This is a genomic window from Burkholderia stagnalis (assembly GCF_902830275.1).
Classification (GTDB): Bacteria; Pseudomonadota; Gammaproteobacteria; order Burkholderiales; family Burkholderiaceae; genus Burkholderia; species Burkholderia stagnalis.
Map to the genome: position 1 here is coordinate 1 of NZ_CADESW010000042.1, position 17420 is coordinate 17420.

At 65.5% G+C, this 17420-nt stretch carries 16 protein-coding genes; 9 read left to right on the forward strand and 7 right to left on the reverse strand.

What is annotated here, in order from left to right:
- From HWY45_RS35505 to HWY45_RS35525, 5 genes are all read right to left on the reverse strand, one after another.
- Positions 1–1307, reverse strand: a 1307-nt coding sequence (locus tag HWY45_RS35505) for an NAD(P)/FAD-dependent oxidoreductase (RefSeq protein ID WP_176118454.1), incomplete at its 3' end; no start/stop codon positions are given.
- Positions 1308–1327: 20 nt separating this feature from the next.
- Positions 1328–1969 carry a HutD/Ves family protein gene (locus tag HWY45_RS35510; protein WP_059886302.1) on the reverse strand — a complete coding sequence of 214 codons (642 nt, stop codon included), beginning with the start codon at positions 1967–1969 and terminating at the stop codon, positions 1328–1330.
- Positions 1966–2901 (reverse strand): electron transfer flavoprotein subunit alpha/FixB family protein, encoded by a 936-nt coding sequence (locus HWY45_RS37230; protein WP_059886301.1) that lies wholly within the window; start codon positions 2899–2901, stop codon positions 1966–1968. The genes HWY45_RS35510 and HWY45_RS37230 overlap by 4 nt, the downstream gene beginning before the upstream one ends.
- A complete protein-coding gene (locus HWY45_RS35520) occupies positions 2898–3677 on the reverse strand; it encodes an electron transfer flavoprotein subunit beta/FixA family protein (protein ID WP_059886296.1) in 780 nt (259 codons plus the stop codon). Before HWY45_RS35520 ends, HWY45_RS37230 begins: the two co-directional genes overlap by 4 nt.
- A 25-nt stretch (positions 3678–3702) precedes the next feature.
- Positions 3703–4887, reverse strand: coding sequence for an NAD(P)/FAD-dependent oxidoreductase (locus HWY45_RS35525; protein ID WP_059886294.1), 1185 nt, complete (start codon positions 4885–4887; stop codon positions 3703–3705).
- A 182-nt stretch (positions 4888–5069) separates the two neighbouring features.
- Between HWY45_RS35525 and HWY45_RS35530 the strand changes: the two genes are divergently transcribed.
- Positions 5070–6035, forward strand: a complete 966-nt coding sequence (locus HWY45_RS35530) for a LysR family transcriptional regulator (RefSeq protein ID WP_059886292.1) — start codon at positions 5070–5072, stop codon at positions 6033–6035.
- Positions 6036–6052: 17 nt separating this feature from the next.
- Complete coding sequence (gene hutG / locus HWY45_RS35535; RefSeq protein WP_059886290.1) at positions 6053–6859, forward strand: N-formylglutamate deformylase; 807 nt, start codon at positions 6053–6055, stop codon at positions 6857–6859.
- Between the two features lie 215 nt (positions 6860–7074).
- Here the strand turns inward: hutG and HWY45_RS35540 are convergent, their stop codons facing one another.
- Complete coding sequence (locus HWY45_RS35540) at positions 7075–7674, reverse strand: helix-turn-helix domain-containing protein (RefSeq protein ID WP_059886288.1); 600 nt, start codon at positions 7672–7674, stop codon at positions 7075–7077.
- A gap of 178 nt (positions 7675–7852) precedes the next feature.
- Here HWY45_RS35540 and glnT point away from each other — a divergent pair, with 178 nt between their 5' ends.
- From glnT to HWY45_RS35565, 5 genes are all read left to right on the forward strand, one after another.
- Positions 7853–9241, forward strand: a complete 1389-nt coding sequence (gene glnT, locus HWY45_RS35545; RefSeq protein WP_175038416.1) for a type III glutamate--ammonia ligase — start codon at positions 7853–7855, stop codon at positions 9239–9241.
- Positions 9242–9254: 13 nt separating this feature from the next.
- The gene (locus HWY45_RS35550) at positions 9255–10163 is read left to right on the forward strand and encodes a class II glutamine amidotransferase domain-containing protein (RefSeq protein WP_059886286.1); all 909 of its coding nucleotides are present in this window, start codon (positions 9255–9257) and stop codon (positions 10161–10163) included.
- Entirely contained in the window at positions 10151–10840 is a 690-nt protein-coding gene (locus tag HWY45_RS35555) for a GltB/FmdC/FwdC-like GXGXG domain-containing protein (RefSeq protein ID WP_059886284.1), read from the forward strand. The genes HWY45_RS35550 and HWY45_RS35555 overlap by 13 nt, the downstream gene beginning before the upstream one ends.
- A 26-nt stretch (positions 10841–10866) precedes the next feature.
- Positions 10867–12228, forward strand: coding sequence for an FMN-binding glutamate synthase family protein (locus HWY45_RS35560; RefSeq protein WP_059886282.1), 1362 nt, complete (start codon positions 10867–10869; stop codon positions 12226–12228).
- 225 nt (positions 12229–12453) lie between these two features.
- Positions 12454–13854: an ammonium transporter gene (locus HWY45_RS35565; RefSeq protein ID WP_150999228.1), complete on the forward strand. Its 1401-nt coding sequence runs from the start codon at positions 12454–12456 to the stop codon at positions 13852–13854.
- 303 nt (positions 13855–14157) lie between these two features.
- Here the strand turns inward: HWY45_RS35565 and HWY45_RS35570 are convergent, their stop codons facing one another.
- Positions 14158–15018 (reverse strand): LysR substrate-binding domain-containing protein, encoded by an 861-nt coding sequence (locus tag HWY45_RS35570; RefSeq protein WP_230942354.1) that lies wholly within the window; start codon positions 15016–15018, stop codon positions 14158–14160.
- 193 nt (positions 15019–15211) lie between these two features.
- Here HWY45_RS35570 and HWY45_RS35575 point away from each other — a divergent pair, with 193 nt between their 5' ends.
- Both HWY45_RS35575 and HWY45_RS35580 read left to right on the forward strand, forming a co-directional pair.
- Entirely contained in the window at positions 15212–16105 is an 894-nt protein-coding gene (locus HWY45_RS35575; RefSeq protein ID WP_059886277.1) for an amidohydrolase family protein, read from the forward strand.
- Positions 16106–16155: 50 nt separating this feature from the next.
- Positions 16156–17385: an MFS transporter gene (locus tag HWY45_RS35580; protein WP_059886275.1), complete on the forward strand. Its 1230-nt coding sequence runs from the start codon at positions 16156–16158 to the stop codon at positions 17383–17385.
- Positions 17386–17420: the final 35 nt, after the last annotated feature.

Consider the following 17420-nt stretch of genomic DNA (forward strand, 5'->3'; position numbering starts at 1 on the left):
ATCTCGTGGTCCGCGTGCTTGTGATGCAGCGTCCACGGCACGTTGCCGCCCATCACCTTCTGCTCGAGGCCGACCATCAGCGTGCCGAGGTACAGCCCCTTCGCCATCCACTGCTTGAAGTTGCGTGCGCGGTACAGCTCGTTGTACAGCCACGATTGCTTGAACGCATCCGGATACGCGTTGAGCTCGTCGCCCTGGCGGCCGGCCTGCACCGCGTCGAATGCCGCGTCGGCCGCCAGCATCCCGGTCTTGATCGCCGCGTGGCTGCCCTTGATGCGCGACGCGTTCAGGAAGCCTGCGTCGTCGCCGATCAGCGCGCCGCCCGGAAACACCGTCTTCGGCAGCGACAGCAGCCCGCCCGCGGTGATCGCGCGCGCGCCGTACGACACGCGCTTGCCGCCTTCGAGAAACGCGCGGATCGACGGGTGCGTCTTGTAGCGCTGGAATTCCTCGAACGGCGACAGGTACGGGTTCGTGTAGCCGAGGCCCACCACGAAGCCGACCACCACCTGGTTGTTGTCCATGTGATACAGGAACGAGCCGCCGTAGGTGTCGGACTTCAGCGGCCAGCCGGCCGTGTGGATCACGAGGCCCGGCTTGTGCTTGGTCGGATCGATTTCCCACAGCTCCTTGATGCCGATCCCGTACGCCTGCGGATCGGCGTTCGCGTCGAGCTTGTACTTGGCGATCAGCTGGCGGCCGAGGTGGCCGCGGCAGCCTTCGGCGAACAGCGTGTACTTCGCGTGCAGCTCCATGCCGAGCTGGAAGTTCTCGGTCGGCTCGCCGTCCTTGCCCACGCCCATGTTGCCGGTGGCGACGCCTTTCACCGAGCCGTCGTCGTTGTACAGGATCTCGGCGGCCGGGAAGCCCGGGAAGATCTCGACGCCGAGCGCCTCGGCCTGCTGGCCGAGCCAGCGGGTCACGTTGCCGAGCGAAATCACGTAGTTGCCGTGGTTCTTGAAGTTGTCCGGCAGCGCCCAGTTCGGCGTGGTGACCGCGCCTTTCTCGGACAGGAACAGGAAGCGGTCTTCCGTCACCTCGACATCGAGCGGCGCGCCGCGTTCCTTCCAGTCGGGGAACAGCTCGGTGATCGCGCGCGGGTCCATCACCGCGCCCGACAGGATGTGCGCGCCGATCTCGGAACCCTTCTCGAGCACGCACACGCCGATCTCGGCGCCTTTCTCGGCAGCCAGCTGCTTGAGCCGGATCGCGGCCGACAGCCCGGCCGGGCCGCCGCCGACGATCACGACGTCGTATTCCATCGATTCGCGCGGGCCGTATTGCTCGGCAAAGGTCATATCAGGCATGTCTTCACTGTTCGTTTCGTTTAGTGCGAGACCGGATGGATAGCAATCAAGACCAGTCTGGACCCGGGAGCGACGGGACGCAGGTCGAGTTCTTCGGCGCGCCCCTCGACCCACAGACCCTGCATCGGCCCCAGCGAGACTGCGCTCAACAGGCTGCTTGCGACGCGCCATTGCCCGGACGCACAGATCAACAGTTGCGCGGGCGCGGGCGTGATGCGGCGCGAATGGGTCGTCACGATGACCGCGGCGCGACATGCGTCACGATGCGTCATGACGTTGAGAACCGTCGTCGAGCGTGTCATGCCGCTCGTCCACACGAGAAGATCGCCGGGAAAGCAGGCCGGTTGCATTGGGCGTGCGATCAGTTGCCCATCCTGCACGTTCAATTCGACCGGCGTATCGTCGATTGGAACGAGCGTGCGGTCCACACCCGGAAACTGTGAAAACCGCGCCGATCCGTCGAGCGTCGCGAGGCTGACTCGCCATTCGGCGTTGCCGCGGGAACCGATGCGCGTGGCAACCGTCCGTGTCACGCCGGCCCCGTTCGCCCACGCTTCGGGCGCAATTCGCACGCAATCGACAAATTGCACGCTCGGGTAGCGATGGGACGAAAGTGCATGACGCGCGGTGGCGCCACTGCCACTGGACGGTGCGCGTGTCATGCGCTGTCGCCCGGGCCGATGTGACGTTCGAGCGCGAGCATCACGTCGAACAGGTCTCCAACGAAGCCGATATCGGCAAACGAGAAAATAGGGGCGTCCGGGTCCTTGTTGACGGCGACGACGAGCTTGGAGTCCTTCATGCCGGCGAGATGCTGCACGGCGCCGGAAATGCCGATTGCCAGGTAGACATCCGGCGCGACGGTCTTGCCCGTCTGGCCGACCTGAATCGCGTTTGGCGCATAGCCTGCGTCGACGGCGGCGCGCGATGCGCCGAGCGCCGCGCCGAGCCGCGCGGCCAGCGCGCCGAGTCTTGCCATGTTTTCGCCGGATGCAAGCCCGCGCCCGCCTGATACGACGATCGGCGCGTTGTTCAGATCGAGCCCGGTCGCTTGTGTGCCATGCCGCTCGAGCAGCGTCGTCGCCGGGAACGCCGGAGGGTCGTCGAGCGCCACGATGGGGGCCGGCCGGGCGCGCAGGCCAGCCGGCGAGAACGATGATGCACGAACCGTGGCGAAGGTCGTCGCACGCGTGCTCGTTACCGTGGCGACGATGCTGCCCGCATAGAGGCCGCGCACGAAGCGATCGTCGTCCGTCATCGCCACGGCGTCGGCGATGAAGGCGCCGCCGACGACGGCTGCCGCGCGCGGTAGTGCGTTGCGGCCCAGCGTGCGATGCGCGGCGACGAACAGCGAATGGCGCGGCACCCATTCGCACAGCATCGCCGCCAGCGCTTCCGGCGGGATGGCGGCGTTCGCCACAACGGGATGGAACACCTGCTCGACGCCTTCGATCAGGGCCGCCGCCGCAGCAGCGGCCGGGTCGAGGACCAGCACGTCGACCGGCTGGCGCCGCTGAAGGGCGGCGGTCACGACGCGCGACGCCGATTCGGCCAGCGTGCCGGCGAACGTATCCGCGATGACGAGCGTTCTCATGCGGCGGCTCCCGAATGAACGAATACGTTGTGCGCGGCGAGCGCGGCGACGAGTTCTGCAATGTCGGCCACGCGCGTACCCGCTCGACGGATCGCGGGTTCGTCGATGCGGACCGTACGCGTGGCCGGTGCCAGTTCGATGCCGAAGCGAGCGGCATCGAGGATGGCGATCGGCTTCTGCTTTGCCTTGACGATGCTCGGCAGCGTGACGCGGCGCGGTTCCGCGAGTCGCAGGTCGGCGCCGATCACGGCGGGACCGGTGCACTGCCACGTGGCGGTTCCGGAATCGTCCCCGCAGGTGACTCGCCAGCCGGCGCCGTCGGGCGCGAGGCCGGTCGCGTCGAGCGCCTGCGGCCAGCCGAGCAGGCCGGCGAGCATCGGCGCGACGCCGCCGGTGTCGTCGTCGATCGCCTGCTTGCCGCACAGCACCAGGTCGTGCGGCGACGTGGCGATAAACGCGCGAAGCAGGGCGGCAACGCCCGACGAATCGATCGATGCACGCTCGTCGCCGGTGTCGATCAGGACCGCGTCGTCCGCGCCCATCGCGAGCCCGGTGCGCAGCACGTCCTGGCAGACCGGCCGGCCGCAGGTGACGACGGTGACGCGCGAGGCGTGGCCCGCTTCGCGCAGACGCAGCGCCATTTCGATCGCGCATTCGTCGAACGGGTTGACGGACATCTTGAGGCCGGCCGTGTCGATCGTGCCGCCCGCGCCGATATGGACCCGGACGTTCGGATCGACCACGCGCTTGATGGGGACCAGAATCTTGACAGACATAAAGGGGATGCCGAAGAAGGAGAGATCAGGACACGGCGCCGAGGCCGTACTTGCCGGTCAGCAACGCGCCGGTCGAGAAACGCTCGAGCGCGTAAGGGGCAAGCGAGACGTCCGTCGGAAGACCGAGCGCATGCTGCGCGAGCAGCTTGCCGATTCCGGGCGACAGCTTGAAGCCGTGGCCGGAGAAACCGAAACCCACGACGAGCCCATCGATATCGCCGACGTTGCCGAGCACGGGATTCCAGTCCGGCGTGACGTCGTAGACGCCGGTCCACGACGACGCGAGCCCGGCGGTTTCGTACGCGGGGAAGCGCTCGGCCACCTGCGCGCCGACTTCGGCGACATAGTCGAGCGAGATGTCGCCCTGTTCCGTCTCGGGCACATTCAGCGTCTCGCCGACCACGCCCTCGGACACCAGCATCTGGCTGCCGCCGTAGCTGCGGTAATACAGCATGCCGGGCGAGCCGAGATCCTTGAACGCAGGCATCTTGAACGAGTAGTGCGCATCGCACTCGAGCGCCAGCACGGTGTGGCGCTCGGGCATGACGGGCAGCGGCACGTCGATCCAGCCGGACAGCTCGGGCGTCCAGATATTCTGCGTGCTGATCAGCGTGCCGCAGGTGAAGCGTCCGGCGGTCGTGTCGACGCCCACGACGCGGCGGCCCTCGCGCAACACGCCGGTGACGGTCGTGCCTTCCAGAATCTTCACGCCGCGGCGGCGAGCCGATTTCGCGAAGCTGGTGGCGACGAGATACGCGTCGGCGAATCCGGCCTCGGGCTCGAAGCCGATCAGCGCCGCGTCGTCGAAGCGGGCGATCGGCAAACGCGCTTGCGCGGCCTGCCGGTCCAGCATCTCGACCTCGATACCCATCGCGCGCTGTACGTCGAGCGACGCGCGCAGCGGCTCGAGCTTGTCGCCGTCCGGCGCGCAGATCATGTATCCGCACTTGACGAGGCCGCACGATGCCTCGTCGTCGCCTACGTATTCGGCGAAGTTGTTGAAGGCCCACCATGACGCGCGCGCGAGTTCGACGTTATGGCGTACCGAGTAGTGCGTGCGCAGCAGGCCGGACGATTGCGACGTCGTGCCGGTGCCGATCATTCCGCGTTCGAGGACAAGCACGTTGCCGGCGCCGAGCGACGCCAGATGATGTGCGACGGATGCGCCGATCACGCCGGCGCCGATCACGATGAAGTCGTAACGGCTCATGATTTCCCTCTGGGTAGGCAGTGAGCCGATTCTAGAAAGCACGGGCGCAGCCGAATTTTGTATTAGGCAAACTTATGCTGCGTGCCCGGAAATGCTCATCTCGCGCCCGGGCCGCCCGATCCGGCGCACCATGCGTTCCATGCCGCCGGTCCGCCGAATCCGGTGTCTACCCGGGAGAAACGATGAGACGCACCCCACCGCCAATCGATCTGCGGGCGCTTGCGGCGTTCGTCACCGTCTGCGAGACCGGTTCGATGACCGCCGCGGCCAAGCGGATCGGCGTGAGCCAGAGCGCGATCAGCCAGGCGATCACCGCGCTCGAGCGCGAGCAGGGCACGGTGCTGTTCGACCGGGACAGCCGGCCCCCGCGGCCGAACATCGCCGGGCGCGCGCTGCTCGAACTGGCGCGGCCGCTGCTCGAGCACGCGCAGATGGTCAGCGCACGCGTCGGCGATGCGTCGGCCGCCGGCCGGCTGCCGGTGCGGCTCGGCTGCGTCGATTCATTTGCCGCGACGGTCGGCCCGGAACTGATCCGGGCGGTTTCCGGCACCGCCCGGCAGATCACGATGTGGTCCGGGCTGACGCCGGGGCTGAGCAAGCAGCTTCACGATCGGGAACTGGATGTCGCGGTCTGCACGCAGACCACGCTGAGCGACGCGCGCATCGTTGAGATGCCGCTGTTCTCGGAGGCGTTCGTCGCGGTCGTCGCGCGCGGCCATCTGGCTGGCCGCCCGAAAGTCGACTGGCGTGTGCTGGCGTCCGAGTTGCCGCTGATCCGTTACACCGGGCGTTCGGTGATCGGCCAGCAGGTGGAACGCTATGCGCGCCACCTCGGCATCGACAGCCCGAGACGCTTCGAATTCGACGCGACCGATCCGTTGCTGAGCCTCGTGGCTGCGCGGCTCGGCTTTGCGATCTCGACGCCGCTGTGCCTGTGGCAGGCGCGGCACTATCTCGACGAAATCGAGGTGCTGCCGCTGCCGTCCGGGCGGCTCGGACGCCGGGATTTCTTCCTGCTGCATCGCCAGGACGAGTGGGACGATTTCGTCAGGGAAATCGTCACGCTGACACGGGCCGTCATCGATCGCTCGATTCGACCGTCACTCGAACGCGCGTTGCCGCATCTGCCCGACGATGCGCTGCTTTGATTTCCACGGAGTGCTACATGACCGAACTGTTCAAGTTGCAGCAGGGCGATGCACCGCTGCTGATCTCGATCCCCCATCTCGGTACCGGAATCCCGGCGCCGCTGCGCGACACGTACTCGGATGCGGCGCTGACGTTCGCGGATACGGACTGGCATCTCGACCGTCTGTACGCGTTCGCAGCGGAATTCGGCGCCACGGTGCTCGGCGCGACGGTGTCGCGCTATGTGATCGACCTCAACCGGCCGCCGAACGACGAAAGCCTGTATCCGGGGCAGACGACGACAGGACTGTGCCCGACGGAAACCTTCGTCGGCGAACCGGTTTACCTGGAGGGCTGCGCGCCCGACGCGCAGGAGCAAGCGCGCCGAGTACACGCATACTGGCGGCCGTATCACGCAACGCTCGAAGCGGAACTGGCCCGACTGCGCGCGCTGCATGGAAACGTGTTGCTGTGGGAGGCACATTCGATTTCGAGCGTGCTGCCGCGGTTGTTCGACGGCAAGCTGCCCGACCTGAATCTCGGCACGCAGGACGGCCGCACCGCCGCGCCGGCGCTGCTCGCCGCTGCGGCGCGCGAAGCCGCGGCGAGTCCGTTCACATGGGTGGCCAACGGCCGCTTCAAGGGTGGCTATATCACGCGGCGGTTCGGCGAGCCGTCGCGTGGCGTGCACGCGATCCAGCTCGAGATGTGCCAGTCGACCTATATGAACGAGGTTTTTCCGTTTGAATACGATCCCGCTCGCGCGGCGGCCGTGCAGCCGACGCTGCGCCGGATGATCGACACGGCGCTGGCTGTGCTCGCGGCGTTGCCCGCTTCAGCATAAGCGCTTCTGATACATCTTCGTAACTGCGGTTGCTGTTTCAGTGCGCCGTTGCACCGTGTTCAACAAGACGTCGCACCGCCGGCAGGCAGGATCGATTGAACAGATGAAACGACGCACGGCACGCATTGCGCCGCAAGTGTTTATCCGTGGGAATCTTTGATTCACATTGGGAAACTTGGCACGATGCTTGCGTCATATCCGGCGTCACGGCGTCACTATTCGGTCTGCTGACCATAGACGAAGATCGACAGGAACTGGATCGGCGTCTTGATCAGGCGTTCGGGGCCATGCGGTACGTCGCCCCGGAAAGTCAGCGTGTCGCCGGGATGGAGGATGTAGGTCTGCTGGCCGTGGCGGTACTCGATCACGCCCTTGAGCATGTGGATGAACTCGGTGCCGGGATGTTCGAAGACGGGAAAGCGTTCCGCCTGATCTTCCATCGTGATCAGGAACGGCTCGAAGAGCTTGCGCGGGCCCTGGTCGTAGGCGAGCAGATGATAGGTGTGGCCGCGTTTTGTGCCTTTGCGGACGACTTCCATGCCGGCGCCCTTCTTGACGAGCTGAGCACCGCCCTGCGGAACGTCGAAGTTGCGGAACAGCGTCGACATCGATACGCCGAGCGCCTGCGCGATGCGATGGAGCACGTCGAGGCCGGTCGAAGTCTGCGCGTTCTCGATTTTCGAGAGCATCCCTCGGCTGATGCCGGCCTGCTCGGCAACCTGCGCGATGGTCAGGCCGTGACGCTGGCGAAGCTCGCGGATCGTCGAGCCGAGATAGCGTTCGAGCGGTGGTTTGCTGTCGTCTGCGGTGGACATCGTCGGCCTCGGTAAAAAGGGCAGGGTAGCAGATTGTGGCGGCGGGAGCCGCGAACGAAGGAGGGAGGCGTTCGCGCGGAAAGTTTCATGAAAGGAATTATTGTTTCTTGAAAGTAAATCCCTCCGCATGCGGGCGGTTTCCTTTAATCATCGAAGGCAGCAGTGGAAAGGAGTGACGATGAACCTGAATGATGCGAGCAGTTTGCCGGCCAACGTGCTCGGCAGCGTGCCCCGTTTCGACTCCGCGGAGGAAGCGCAGGCGTATCTGACGCAGGAAGGCGTGAAGTACGTGCTTGCGCAATTTGTCGATATTCACGGCGTGGCCAAGGCCAAGTCGGTGCCGGTCGCGCATCTGAAAAGCGTGCTGACCGCCGGGGCGGGCTTTGCGGGCTTCGCGATCTGGGGTGTCGGCATCGAGCCGAACGGTCCGGATTACATGGCGGTCGGCGATCTCGCGACGCTCACGCCGGTGCCGTGGCAGCCGGGGCTCTCGCGCATTGTGTGCGACGGCCATGTCGACGGCGCGCCTTGGGCGTTCGATTCGCGCGTGACGCTGAAGAAGCAGGTCGCGCGTCTTGCCGAGCGGAGCTGGACGCTGTTTACCGGCCTCGAGCCCGAGTTTTCGCTGCTGAAGCGCTCGGCATCGGGCGTGCTCGAGCCGTGCGACCCGAGCGACACGCTCGCGAAGCCGTGCTACGACTACAAGGGCCTGTCGCGTACGCGGGTGTTCCTCGAGCGATTGACCGAAGCGCTGCGCTCGGTCGGCATCGACGTGTACCAGATCGACCACGAGGACGCGAACGGCCAGTTCGAGATCAACTACACGTACACCGACTGCCTGACGTCGTGCGATCACTACGTGTTCTTCAAGATGGCCGCGTCGGAGATCGCGAACGACCTGGGGATGATCTGCTCGTTCATGCCGAAGCCGTTCGCAAACCGCCCCGGCAACGGCATGCACATGCACATGTCGATCGGCGACGGCGAGCGCAACCTGTTCGCCGACGACGCTGATCCGCTCGGCATGGGCCTGTCGGCGCTCGGCTACCGGTTCACGGCAGGCTTGCTCGCGCATGCGCCCGCGCTGGCGGCGCTTTGCAACCCGACCGTGAACTCGTACAAGCGCCTCGTGGTCGGGCGCTCGCTGACCGGCGCGACCTGGGCGCCGGCCTACATCAGCTACGGCGACAACAACCGCTCGACGATGGTGCGCATGCCCGGCGGCCGGATCGAGTTGCGGCTGCCCGACGGCGCATGTAACCCGTATCTCGCGACGGCGGCCGTGATCGCCGCCGGGCTCGACGGCATCGACCGCGACCTGTCGCCGGGCGCCCCCGCGAACGAGAACCTGTACGAGTGGCCGGCGCAAAAGCTGCGTGAACGCGGCATCGGCGTGCTGCCGCAGAACCTCGGCGAAGCGCTCGACGCGCTCGAAGCCGATCGGCTGATCCGGGGTGCGCTCGGGCCGGTGGTCGACGAATTTCTCAAGCTCAAGCGGATGGAGTGGCTGGAGTACATGCGCCACGTATCGGATTGGGAAATCAAGCAGTACATCGAATTTTTCTAAGGAGGGGGAACACATGTGCGGAATCGTAGGCTTGCTGGTGAAGACACCGGCATTGCGCGACCGGCTTGGTGAACTGATGGTGCCGATGCTGATCGGCATGACCGAGCGAGGCCCGGATTCGGCCGGCCTCGCCGTGTTCGGCGAGGCCGTCGATTCGGCTCAGCGCAAGCTGAGCCTGTATTCGGGCTTTACGGAAGAGGGCGAGCATTTCCCGTGGGACGTGCTGCTCGACCGCCTGAATGCGTCCGTCGACGCCACGGCGCGCATCGACGCGAAGCGCAATCACGCGGTGCTGACCGTCCGAGGGGGACCCGATACGATCAAGCACTGGCTGAACGAGCACTACCCGCGCGTCTACGTGTTGTCGGCCGGCCGCTCGATCGACCTGTACAAGGACATCGGCTTGCCCGCCGACATCGCCGCGCGTTATGCGTTCGGCGCGCTCAAGGGCTCCCACCTCGTCGGCCACACGCGGATGGCGACCGAGTCGGCGGTGACGCCGGACCGCGCGCATCCGTTTACCGCGGGCGAGGATTTCTGCCTCGTGCACAACGGGTCGCTGTCGAATCCGTACGGCGTGCGGCGCAAGCTCGAGCCGGAGGGTATCCGCTTCGACACCGACAACGACACCGAGGCCGCATGCCGCTTCCTCGAATGGCGGCTGCGTGAAGGCGACACGCTGCATGCCGCGCTGCAGAAAGGCTTCGAGGCGCTCGACGGCTTCTTCACCTTTCTGATGGGCACCCCGACCGAGCTGGCGCTGATCCGCGATCCGTTCGCGTGCAAGCCTGCCGTCGTTGCCGAGAACGACGACTACGTGGCGATCGCGTCCGAGTTCCGCTCGCTTGCGCATCTGCCCGACATCAAGAACGCGAAAGTATTCGAACCCGCACCCGAGGAGATGTATGTATGGAACGCGTGACATTCGACCTTGAGCGCGCCACGGTCCGGGACGTCAACCAGTATCTGCACGGCGATGCGGACGTGCTCGACGGGCAAGCCATCGTCGTGGCCTCGCCGAACGGCGCGCACAACATCGCGGTCGGCGTCGACGCCGACGTCACGGTGACGATCGACGGGCATGCGGGCTACTACGCCGGCGGCATGAACAAGCGCGCGACGATCGTCATCGAGGGCAGCGCCGGTACCGGCGTCGCGGAAAACATGATGAGCGGCAAGGTGCACGTGAAGGGCTTCGCGTCGAACGGCGCGGGCGCATCTGCGCACGGCGGGCTGCTCGTGATCGACGGTGACGCCGGGCTGCGTTGCGGGATTTCGCTGAAAGGCGGCGACATCGTCGTCGGCGGCTCGGTCGGCAGCTTCTCCGCGTTCATGGCCCAGGCCGGGCGCATGGTGATCTGCGGCGATGCCGGCGACGCGCTCGGCGATTCGCTCTACGAGGCCGTGCTGTACGTGAAGGGCGACGTGAAATCGCTCGGCGCCGACGCGCAGTTCGAGCCGATGACCGACGCGGACGTCGGCGCCGTTGCAGCGCTGCTCGACGCCGCCGGCCTCGACCACGACCCGCGCGCGTTCAGGCGCATCGCGTCGGCACGCACCCTTTACCACTGGAACGCCGAAGCGGACCAGCAATATTGAATCCAAAGCTCGTTCGGGAAGACGCCATGGAAGCCAAACCCATTCATTTCGCGCGCTTGCAGCAGGAAGAGTCGCACGGCTATGACCGCAAGACGATCGATTACATCCACACGGCCGCCCAGCGGGGCCTTTACGAGATCCGCGGCCTCGGCGCGAAGCGGCCGGTGCCGCATTTCGACGACCTGCTGTTTCTCGGCGCGTCGTTGTCGCGCTATCCGCTCGAAGGCTATCGCGAGAAATGCGCGACGCAGACCGTGCTCGGCACGCGCTTCGCGAAGAAGCCGATCGTGCTCGACATTCCGGTCACGGTGGCCGGCATGAGCTTCGGCGCGCTGTCGGCGAACGTGAAGGAAGCGCTCGGCCGCGCCGCGACCGCGGCCGGCACGTCGACGACGACCGGCGACGGCGGGATGACGCAGGAGGAGCGCCGTTCGTCGAAGACGCTCGTCTACCAGTGCCTGCCGTCGCGCTACGGGTTCAATCCCGACGACGTGCGCCGCGCGGACGCGATCGAGGTCGTGATCGGGCAAGGTGCGAAGCCGGGCGGCGGCGGCATGCTGCTCGGGCAGAAGGTCAATCCGCGCGTGGCGTCGATGCGCACGCTGCCGGCGGGTGTCGATCAGCGCTCGGCAAGCCGCCATCCGGACTGGACCGGCCCCGACGATCTCGCGATCAAGATCCAGGAGCTGCGCGAGATCACCGACTGGCAGAAGCCGATCTACGTGAAGGTCGGCGCGACGCGCACGTTCAACGACGTGAAGCTCGCGGTCCATGCGGGCGCGGACGTCGTCGTCGTCGACGGCATGCAGGGCGGCACCGCGGCGACGCAGACCTGCTTCATCGAGAACGTCGGCATCCCGACGCTGGCGGCGGTCCGTCAGGCCGTCGACGCGCTCGAGGAGCTGAACATGAAAGGGCAGGTTCAACTGATCGTGTCCGGCGGCATCCGCACGGGCGCCGACGTCGCGAAGGCGCTCGCGCTCGGCGCGGACGCGGTCGCGATCGGCCAGGGCGTGCTGATGGCGCTCGGCTGCAACGGCGATACGTACTTCCAGAACGGCGCGCTGCATTCGGCCGTCGCGGACTACGCGGCGCTGAATACGTCGCCGGGGTTCTGTCATCACTGTCATACGGGCAAGTGCCCGGTCGGCGTGACGACGCAGGACGCGGTGCTCGAGCAGCGCGTGCAGCCCGAGGAAGGCGCGCGCCGCGTACGCAACTACCTGAAGACGCTGAACATGGAGCTCACGACGATCGCGCGGGCCTGCGGCAAGCAGAACGTGCATCACCTGGAGCCGGAGGATCTCGTCGCGCTGACGGTCGAGGCGGCCGCGATGGCGCGGGTGCCGCTCGCCGGCACGTCGTGGATTCCTGGGCAGCGTTATTGACGTCCGCCGCATCGCGTGCGAAGAACTCGGCGCACGCCGGCCCGGCCGGCGTAGCTGCTGCCGATTCCGCTCGCGGGCGCGCCGCGTGATTACTCCATTGGGCTGAGGTCCGCCGCATCGTCGCGCGGCGGACCGCGCGACGGCATGCCGGTTCGCCTGCTCCGCTTTCGCGACGGTATCGGCGTCGCGACCAAGCCCGCGTTGCCATTTTCGAGGAATCGACGAATGAAAAAAGTAATCGGATTGCTTGCATTGCTCGGGATGGCGGCGTTTGCCGTGCCCGCATTGGCGGATGGCGCCGCGGCAGCCGCCGCGCCGGTGCCCAACAAGGGCGACACCGCATGGATGATCGTCGCGACGCTGCTCGTCGTGATGATGGCGGCGCCCGGGCTCGGGCTCTTTTACGGCGGCATGGTGCGGGCGAAGAACATGCTGTCCATCCTGATGCAGACGCTCGTCGTGTTCTGCCTGCTAGGCGTGCTGTGGGCCGTCTACGGTTACAGCGTCGCCTTTACCGAAGGCAACGCGTTCTTCGGAGGGCTGAGCAAGGCGTTCCTCGCCGGGATCACGCCGGATTCGACGGCCGCGACGTTCAGCAAGGGCGTCGTGATTCCGGAGTTCATCTATGTGTCGTTCCAGCTGACGTTCGCCGCGATCACGCCCGCGCTGATCGTCGGCGGCATCGCCGAGCGCGCGAAATTCTCAGCGGTACTGATGTTCATGGTGCTGTGGTTCACGTTCTCGTACCTGCCGATCGCGCACATGGTCTGGTACTGGCCCGGCCCGGATGCCTACACGAGCGCCGCGGCGGCCGACAAGGCCAATGCGACGGCGGGCTTCCTGTTCCAGAAGGGCGCGATCGACTTCGCGGGCGGCACGGTCGTGCACATCAACGCCGGCATCGCGGCGCTGGTCGGCGCGGTCATGATCGGCAAGCGCGCCGGGTTCGGACGCGAAACGATGGCGCCGCACAGCCTGACGATGACGATGATCGGCGGGTCGCTGCTTTGGGTCGGCTGGTTCGGGTTCAACGTCGGCTCGGCGCTCGAGGCGAGCGGCGCGGCGACGCTGGCGTTCGTCACGACGCTGCTCGCAACGTGTGCGGCGACGGTGTCCTGGACCGTCGTCGAGTGGGCGATGAAAGGCAAGCCGTCGATGCTCGGCGCGGTGTCGGGCGCGATCGCCGGGCTCGTCGTGATCACGCCCGCGTGCGGTTTCGTCGGCCCGATGGGCGCGATCGCGATGGGGCTGATCGCAGGCGCGGTGTGCTACTGGGGCGTCAATGGCCTGAAGCGCATGATCGGCGTCGACGATTCGCTCGACGTGTTCGGCGTGCATTGCATCGGCGGGATCGCCGGCGCCTTGCTGACAGGCGTGTTCGCGTCGCCGTCGCTCGGCGGCACGGGCATCTACGACTACGTCGCGAACAAGGTGGCCGACTATCACGTTGTCGATCAGTTGATCGCGCAATGCTGGGGTGTCGGGACGTCGCTCGTCTGGTCGGCGGCCGTGTCGGTCGTGGCGTTCAAGCTCGTTGACATGACGATCGGCCTGCGCGTCGATCACGAGCGAGAACGGGAAGGGCTCGACGTCAGCTCGCACGGGGAGACGGCCTACCATTCGTGAGGATCGGCGCGGCGGAATGGGGATGGGGCGGCATCGATCCGATGCTGACCCGGAGATCGACGCGAATATGGCATTCCACTGAGCGGGGCCGATGCATCAGGTCCGGAACCGTAACGTCCGTCTTTTTCTTTTTTCCGCCACGTAAGACGACGGAGTCGACTGTACGACCGAGACCTTGAGAGAACTCACACGGGGGAACTCGGTGTGATCGCCGCATGAGTCGCCGTACGTGAAAGCGAGGCAGGGTCACATCGTGAGGTTGCAAAAAATCGTGGCCTTCTTTAATAGGCCGCAGACATACCCCTAGCCGATCGTCAGGAGCCAGTTACGAAATGCCGCGATGGACGGCCACTCTGCCTTGTGGGCGGGATAAGCAAAGTAGTAGCTCAGGCCGCTGAAATAGGAAACGTTGAGTGGCGCGAGCAGATTCCCTGACTGCAACTCTTCCGCGACGAGGCATCGCGGTAGCAGGCCCACGCCGATACCTGTCGCAACGGCCTGGATCAGATGCGATGTCACCTCGAAGGTCGGCCCTAAATAGGAGCCACGCAGCTTGACATTGCAGGCATCGAACCATTCCTTCCAGACATTGGGGCGAGAGGCCACCCTGAGCAATAACAGCGAATCCAGATCGTGTACTGATTGGATGGGGTGCCGGTTCAGCAACTCTGGACTGGCGACAAGGACAAGTTCCTCTTTGAGCAGGCGATGAGATGCCAAGCCTGGCAGATCGTCTTTGCCAACGCCGATCACAGCATCCATGCCTGCCGTGTCGAGATCGAAGTCGCCGATTCTCGAATGCATGTGGACAACCACGTTGGGGTTGGCGGCATAGAAGGCATGCAGGCGCGGCATCAGCCAACGAGCGCCGAAGGTGGGCAGCACCGCCAAATTCAGGATGCCGCCCCCCGAGCGGTGTGCGATGGCTTGCAGTGTCGCGTTGCGCAGACCGGTAATCGCGCTGCCCACACCGCGCATGTACAACCGCCCTGCATCGGTCAGCTCGATCCGCCGCCCTTTGCGGAGAAACAACTGCACGTCCAGCAGTTCTTCGAGAGCCTGTACCTGACGGCTGACCGCACTTTGCGTCAAGGCTAGCTCCTCTGCTGCGCGGGTGTAGCTCTGGTGTCGCGCGGATGCCTCAAACGCCAGCAGCAGGGACATGGAAGGAGTCAGGGCTCGGGGGTTCATTCATAAACCTCATGCATATCCCGGAAATAATACGCTTTTGCTCAATATTCCGGGTGCTTAAACTCATGAATACTGAATTTCTTGAAGATAACAAGGAATCGATAACATATGACAATTCGCCGGAAGTCGAGCAACAGCCTCGACGGTTTTCCAAGGAAGGAGACACATGAACACAGCCACCCACGATGTGCCTGCGCCGCTGTGTGCGGCCGCACAAGACCAGTTCGAGCCCCCCGGCTTCCAGGTGCCGTGGGGAGCGGTCGATACCCACGCCCACGTGATTTCCGGCGACCCGATCCACCCGCTGGTGAGCAACCGTAGCTACACGCCGCCGCCGGCTCCCGAAGCGAAGTACCTCGCCATGCTCGACACCCTCGGCATGACCTACGGCGTGCTGGTGCAGATCAGCGTGTATGGCACCGACAACCGCTGCATGGTGGATTCGCTGCGGCGTCATCCGAGCCGTTTGCGGGGCGTGGCCGTGGTCTCGCCTGACATCAGCGACCGCGAGTTGGAAGAGCTGCATCAGGCGGGCGTGCGCGGACTGCGCATCAATGTGCTTTTTGGCGGTGGCATCGGCTTTGCGGCGATGGAGAAACTGGCTCACCGCATCAAGCACCTGGGCTGGCACATGCAGTTCCTGATGGATGTGCGAGCCTTGCCCGAGCTGCTGCCGCGCATGGCCGATTTGCCCGTTCCCGGCGTGGTGGACCACATGGGGCACATGCCTGTTGGGGAGGGGCTCCATGCCCCCGGCTTCGTTGCGTTGCGCCGCCTGGTGGCCGATCACGGCTACTGGGTCAAGCTCTCGGGCGCCTATCGCCTCAGCGACCGCTTCCAAACCTATGAAGATGTCACCCCCTTCGCCCAAGCGCTGATCGCCGATGCCCCGGATCGCATGCTCTGGGGCAGCGACTGGCCGCACGTTTCGCAAAGCCGCACGCCAGATACGGGCCGATTGCTCAACCTGCTGGCCGCATGGGCGCCCGATGCGGAAACCCGCCACCGCATCCTCGTCACCAACCCCACTTGCCTGTATGGCTTCCCATCCGTTGCCTAACCCGGCACGGATAGGGATATCTCTTCCACATAACACGAAAGAGACAAGACATGAGCTGGTATAGCCAAATGACCAAGACCGAGCGGCGCACCTTCACCGCTGCCTTCGGCGGCTGGGCGCTCGACGCCTTCGACTTCATGGTGTTCACCTTCGTCATCACGACGATCAGCACGCTCTTCCGGATCGACAAGGGACAGGCCGGCATGTTGGCCACCGTCACCTTGCTGTTTTCCGCCGTGGGCGGCTGGCTGGCGGGCATTCTGGCCGACCGCTTCGGGCGCGTGCGCGTCCTGCAAGGCACCATCCTCTGGTTCTCGGTGTGCACGATGCTGATCGGTTTCGCGCAGAACTTCGAGCAGATTCTGGTGCTGCGTGCACTGCAGGGGTTGGGCTTTGGCGGCGAATGGGCCGTGGGTTCGGTGCTGATGGGCGAGATGGTACGCACCGAGTACCGCGGCCGCGCCGTCGGCACGGTGCAAAGCGGCTGGGCGGTGGGCTGGGGTGTGGCCGCTGTGCTCTATACCGCCGTCTTTACCTGGCTGCCGGAAGACTATGCATGGCGAGCCCTGTTTTGGATCGGCATCGTCCCTGCCGCGCTGGTGCTGTTCATCCGCCGGCACGTACCGGAGCCCGAACTGTTCCAGCGCACCCAGGAGGCGGAAGTGGTCAGTCACCACCGCACCTCCGCCTGGGCCATCTTCTCGCCGGCGCTCATCAAGACGACGGTGTTGAGCGCCTTGCTGTGCACCGGCGTGCAGGGCGGCTATTACGCTGTGACTACCTGGCTACCCACCTTCCTGAAGACCGAGCGCCATCTGTCGGTCATCGGCACTGGCGGCTACCTGCTGGTGATCATCGTCGGCTCCTTCATCGGTTACCTGGTTGGCGCCTACCTGACCGACCGGTTGGGCCGCCGGGCAAACCTGCTGATCTTCGCGGTGCTGTCGGGCATCACCGTCTATGCGTACACCCAGCTCTCCCTGTCCAACGAGCAGATGCTCTTTCTCGGCTTTCCGCTCGGTTTCGCGGCCTCCGGGATCTTCAGCGGCATGGGTGCTTACCTGACCGAGTTGTTTCCCTCCGCCGTACGTGCCACGGGGCAGGGTTTCGCCTACAACTTTGGGCGCGGCATCGGCGCGCTGTTCCCGAGCCTGGTGGGCCATCTGGCGAACACAAAAGGCTTGGGTGTCGCCATCGGCATGTTCGCCGGCGGGGCGGCGGTGGTGGTTCTGCTGGCCGCGATGTTGCTGCCCGAAACCAAGGGGCGGGAAATCTCCTGATGTTCCGCGCTCGCCCTCATTGAAATCGAGTGTTC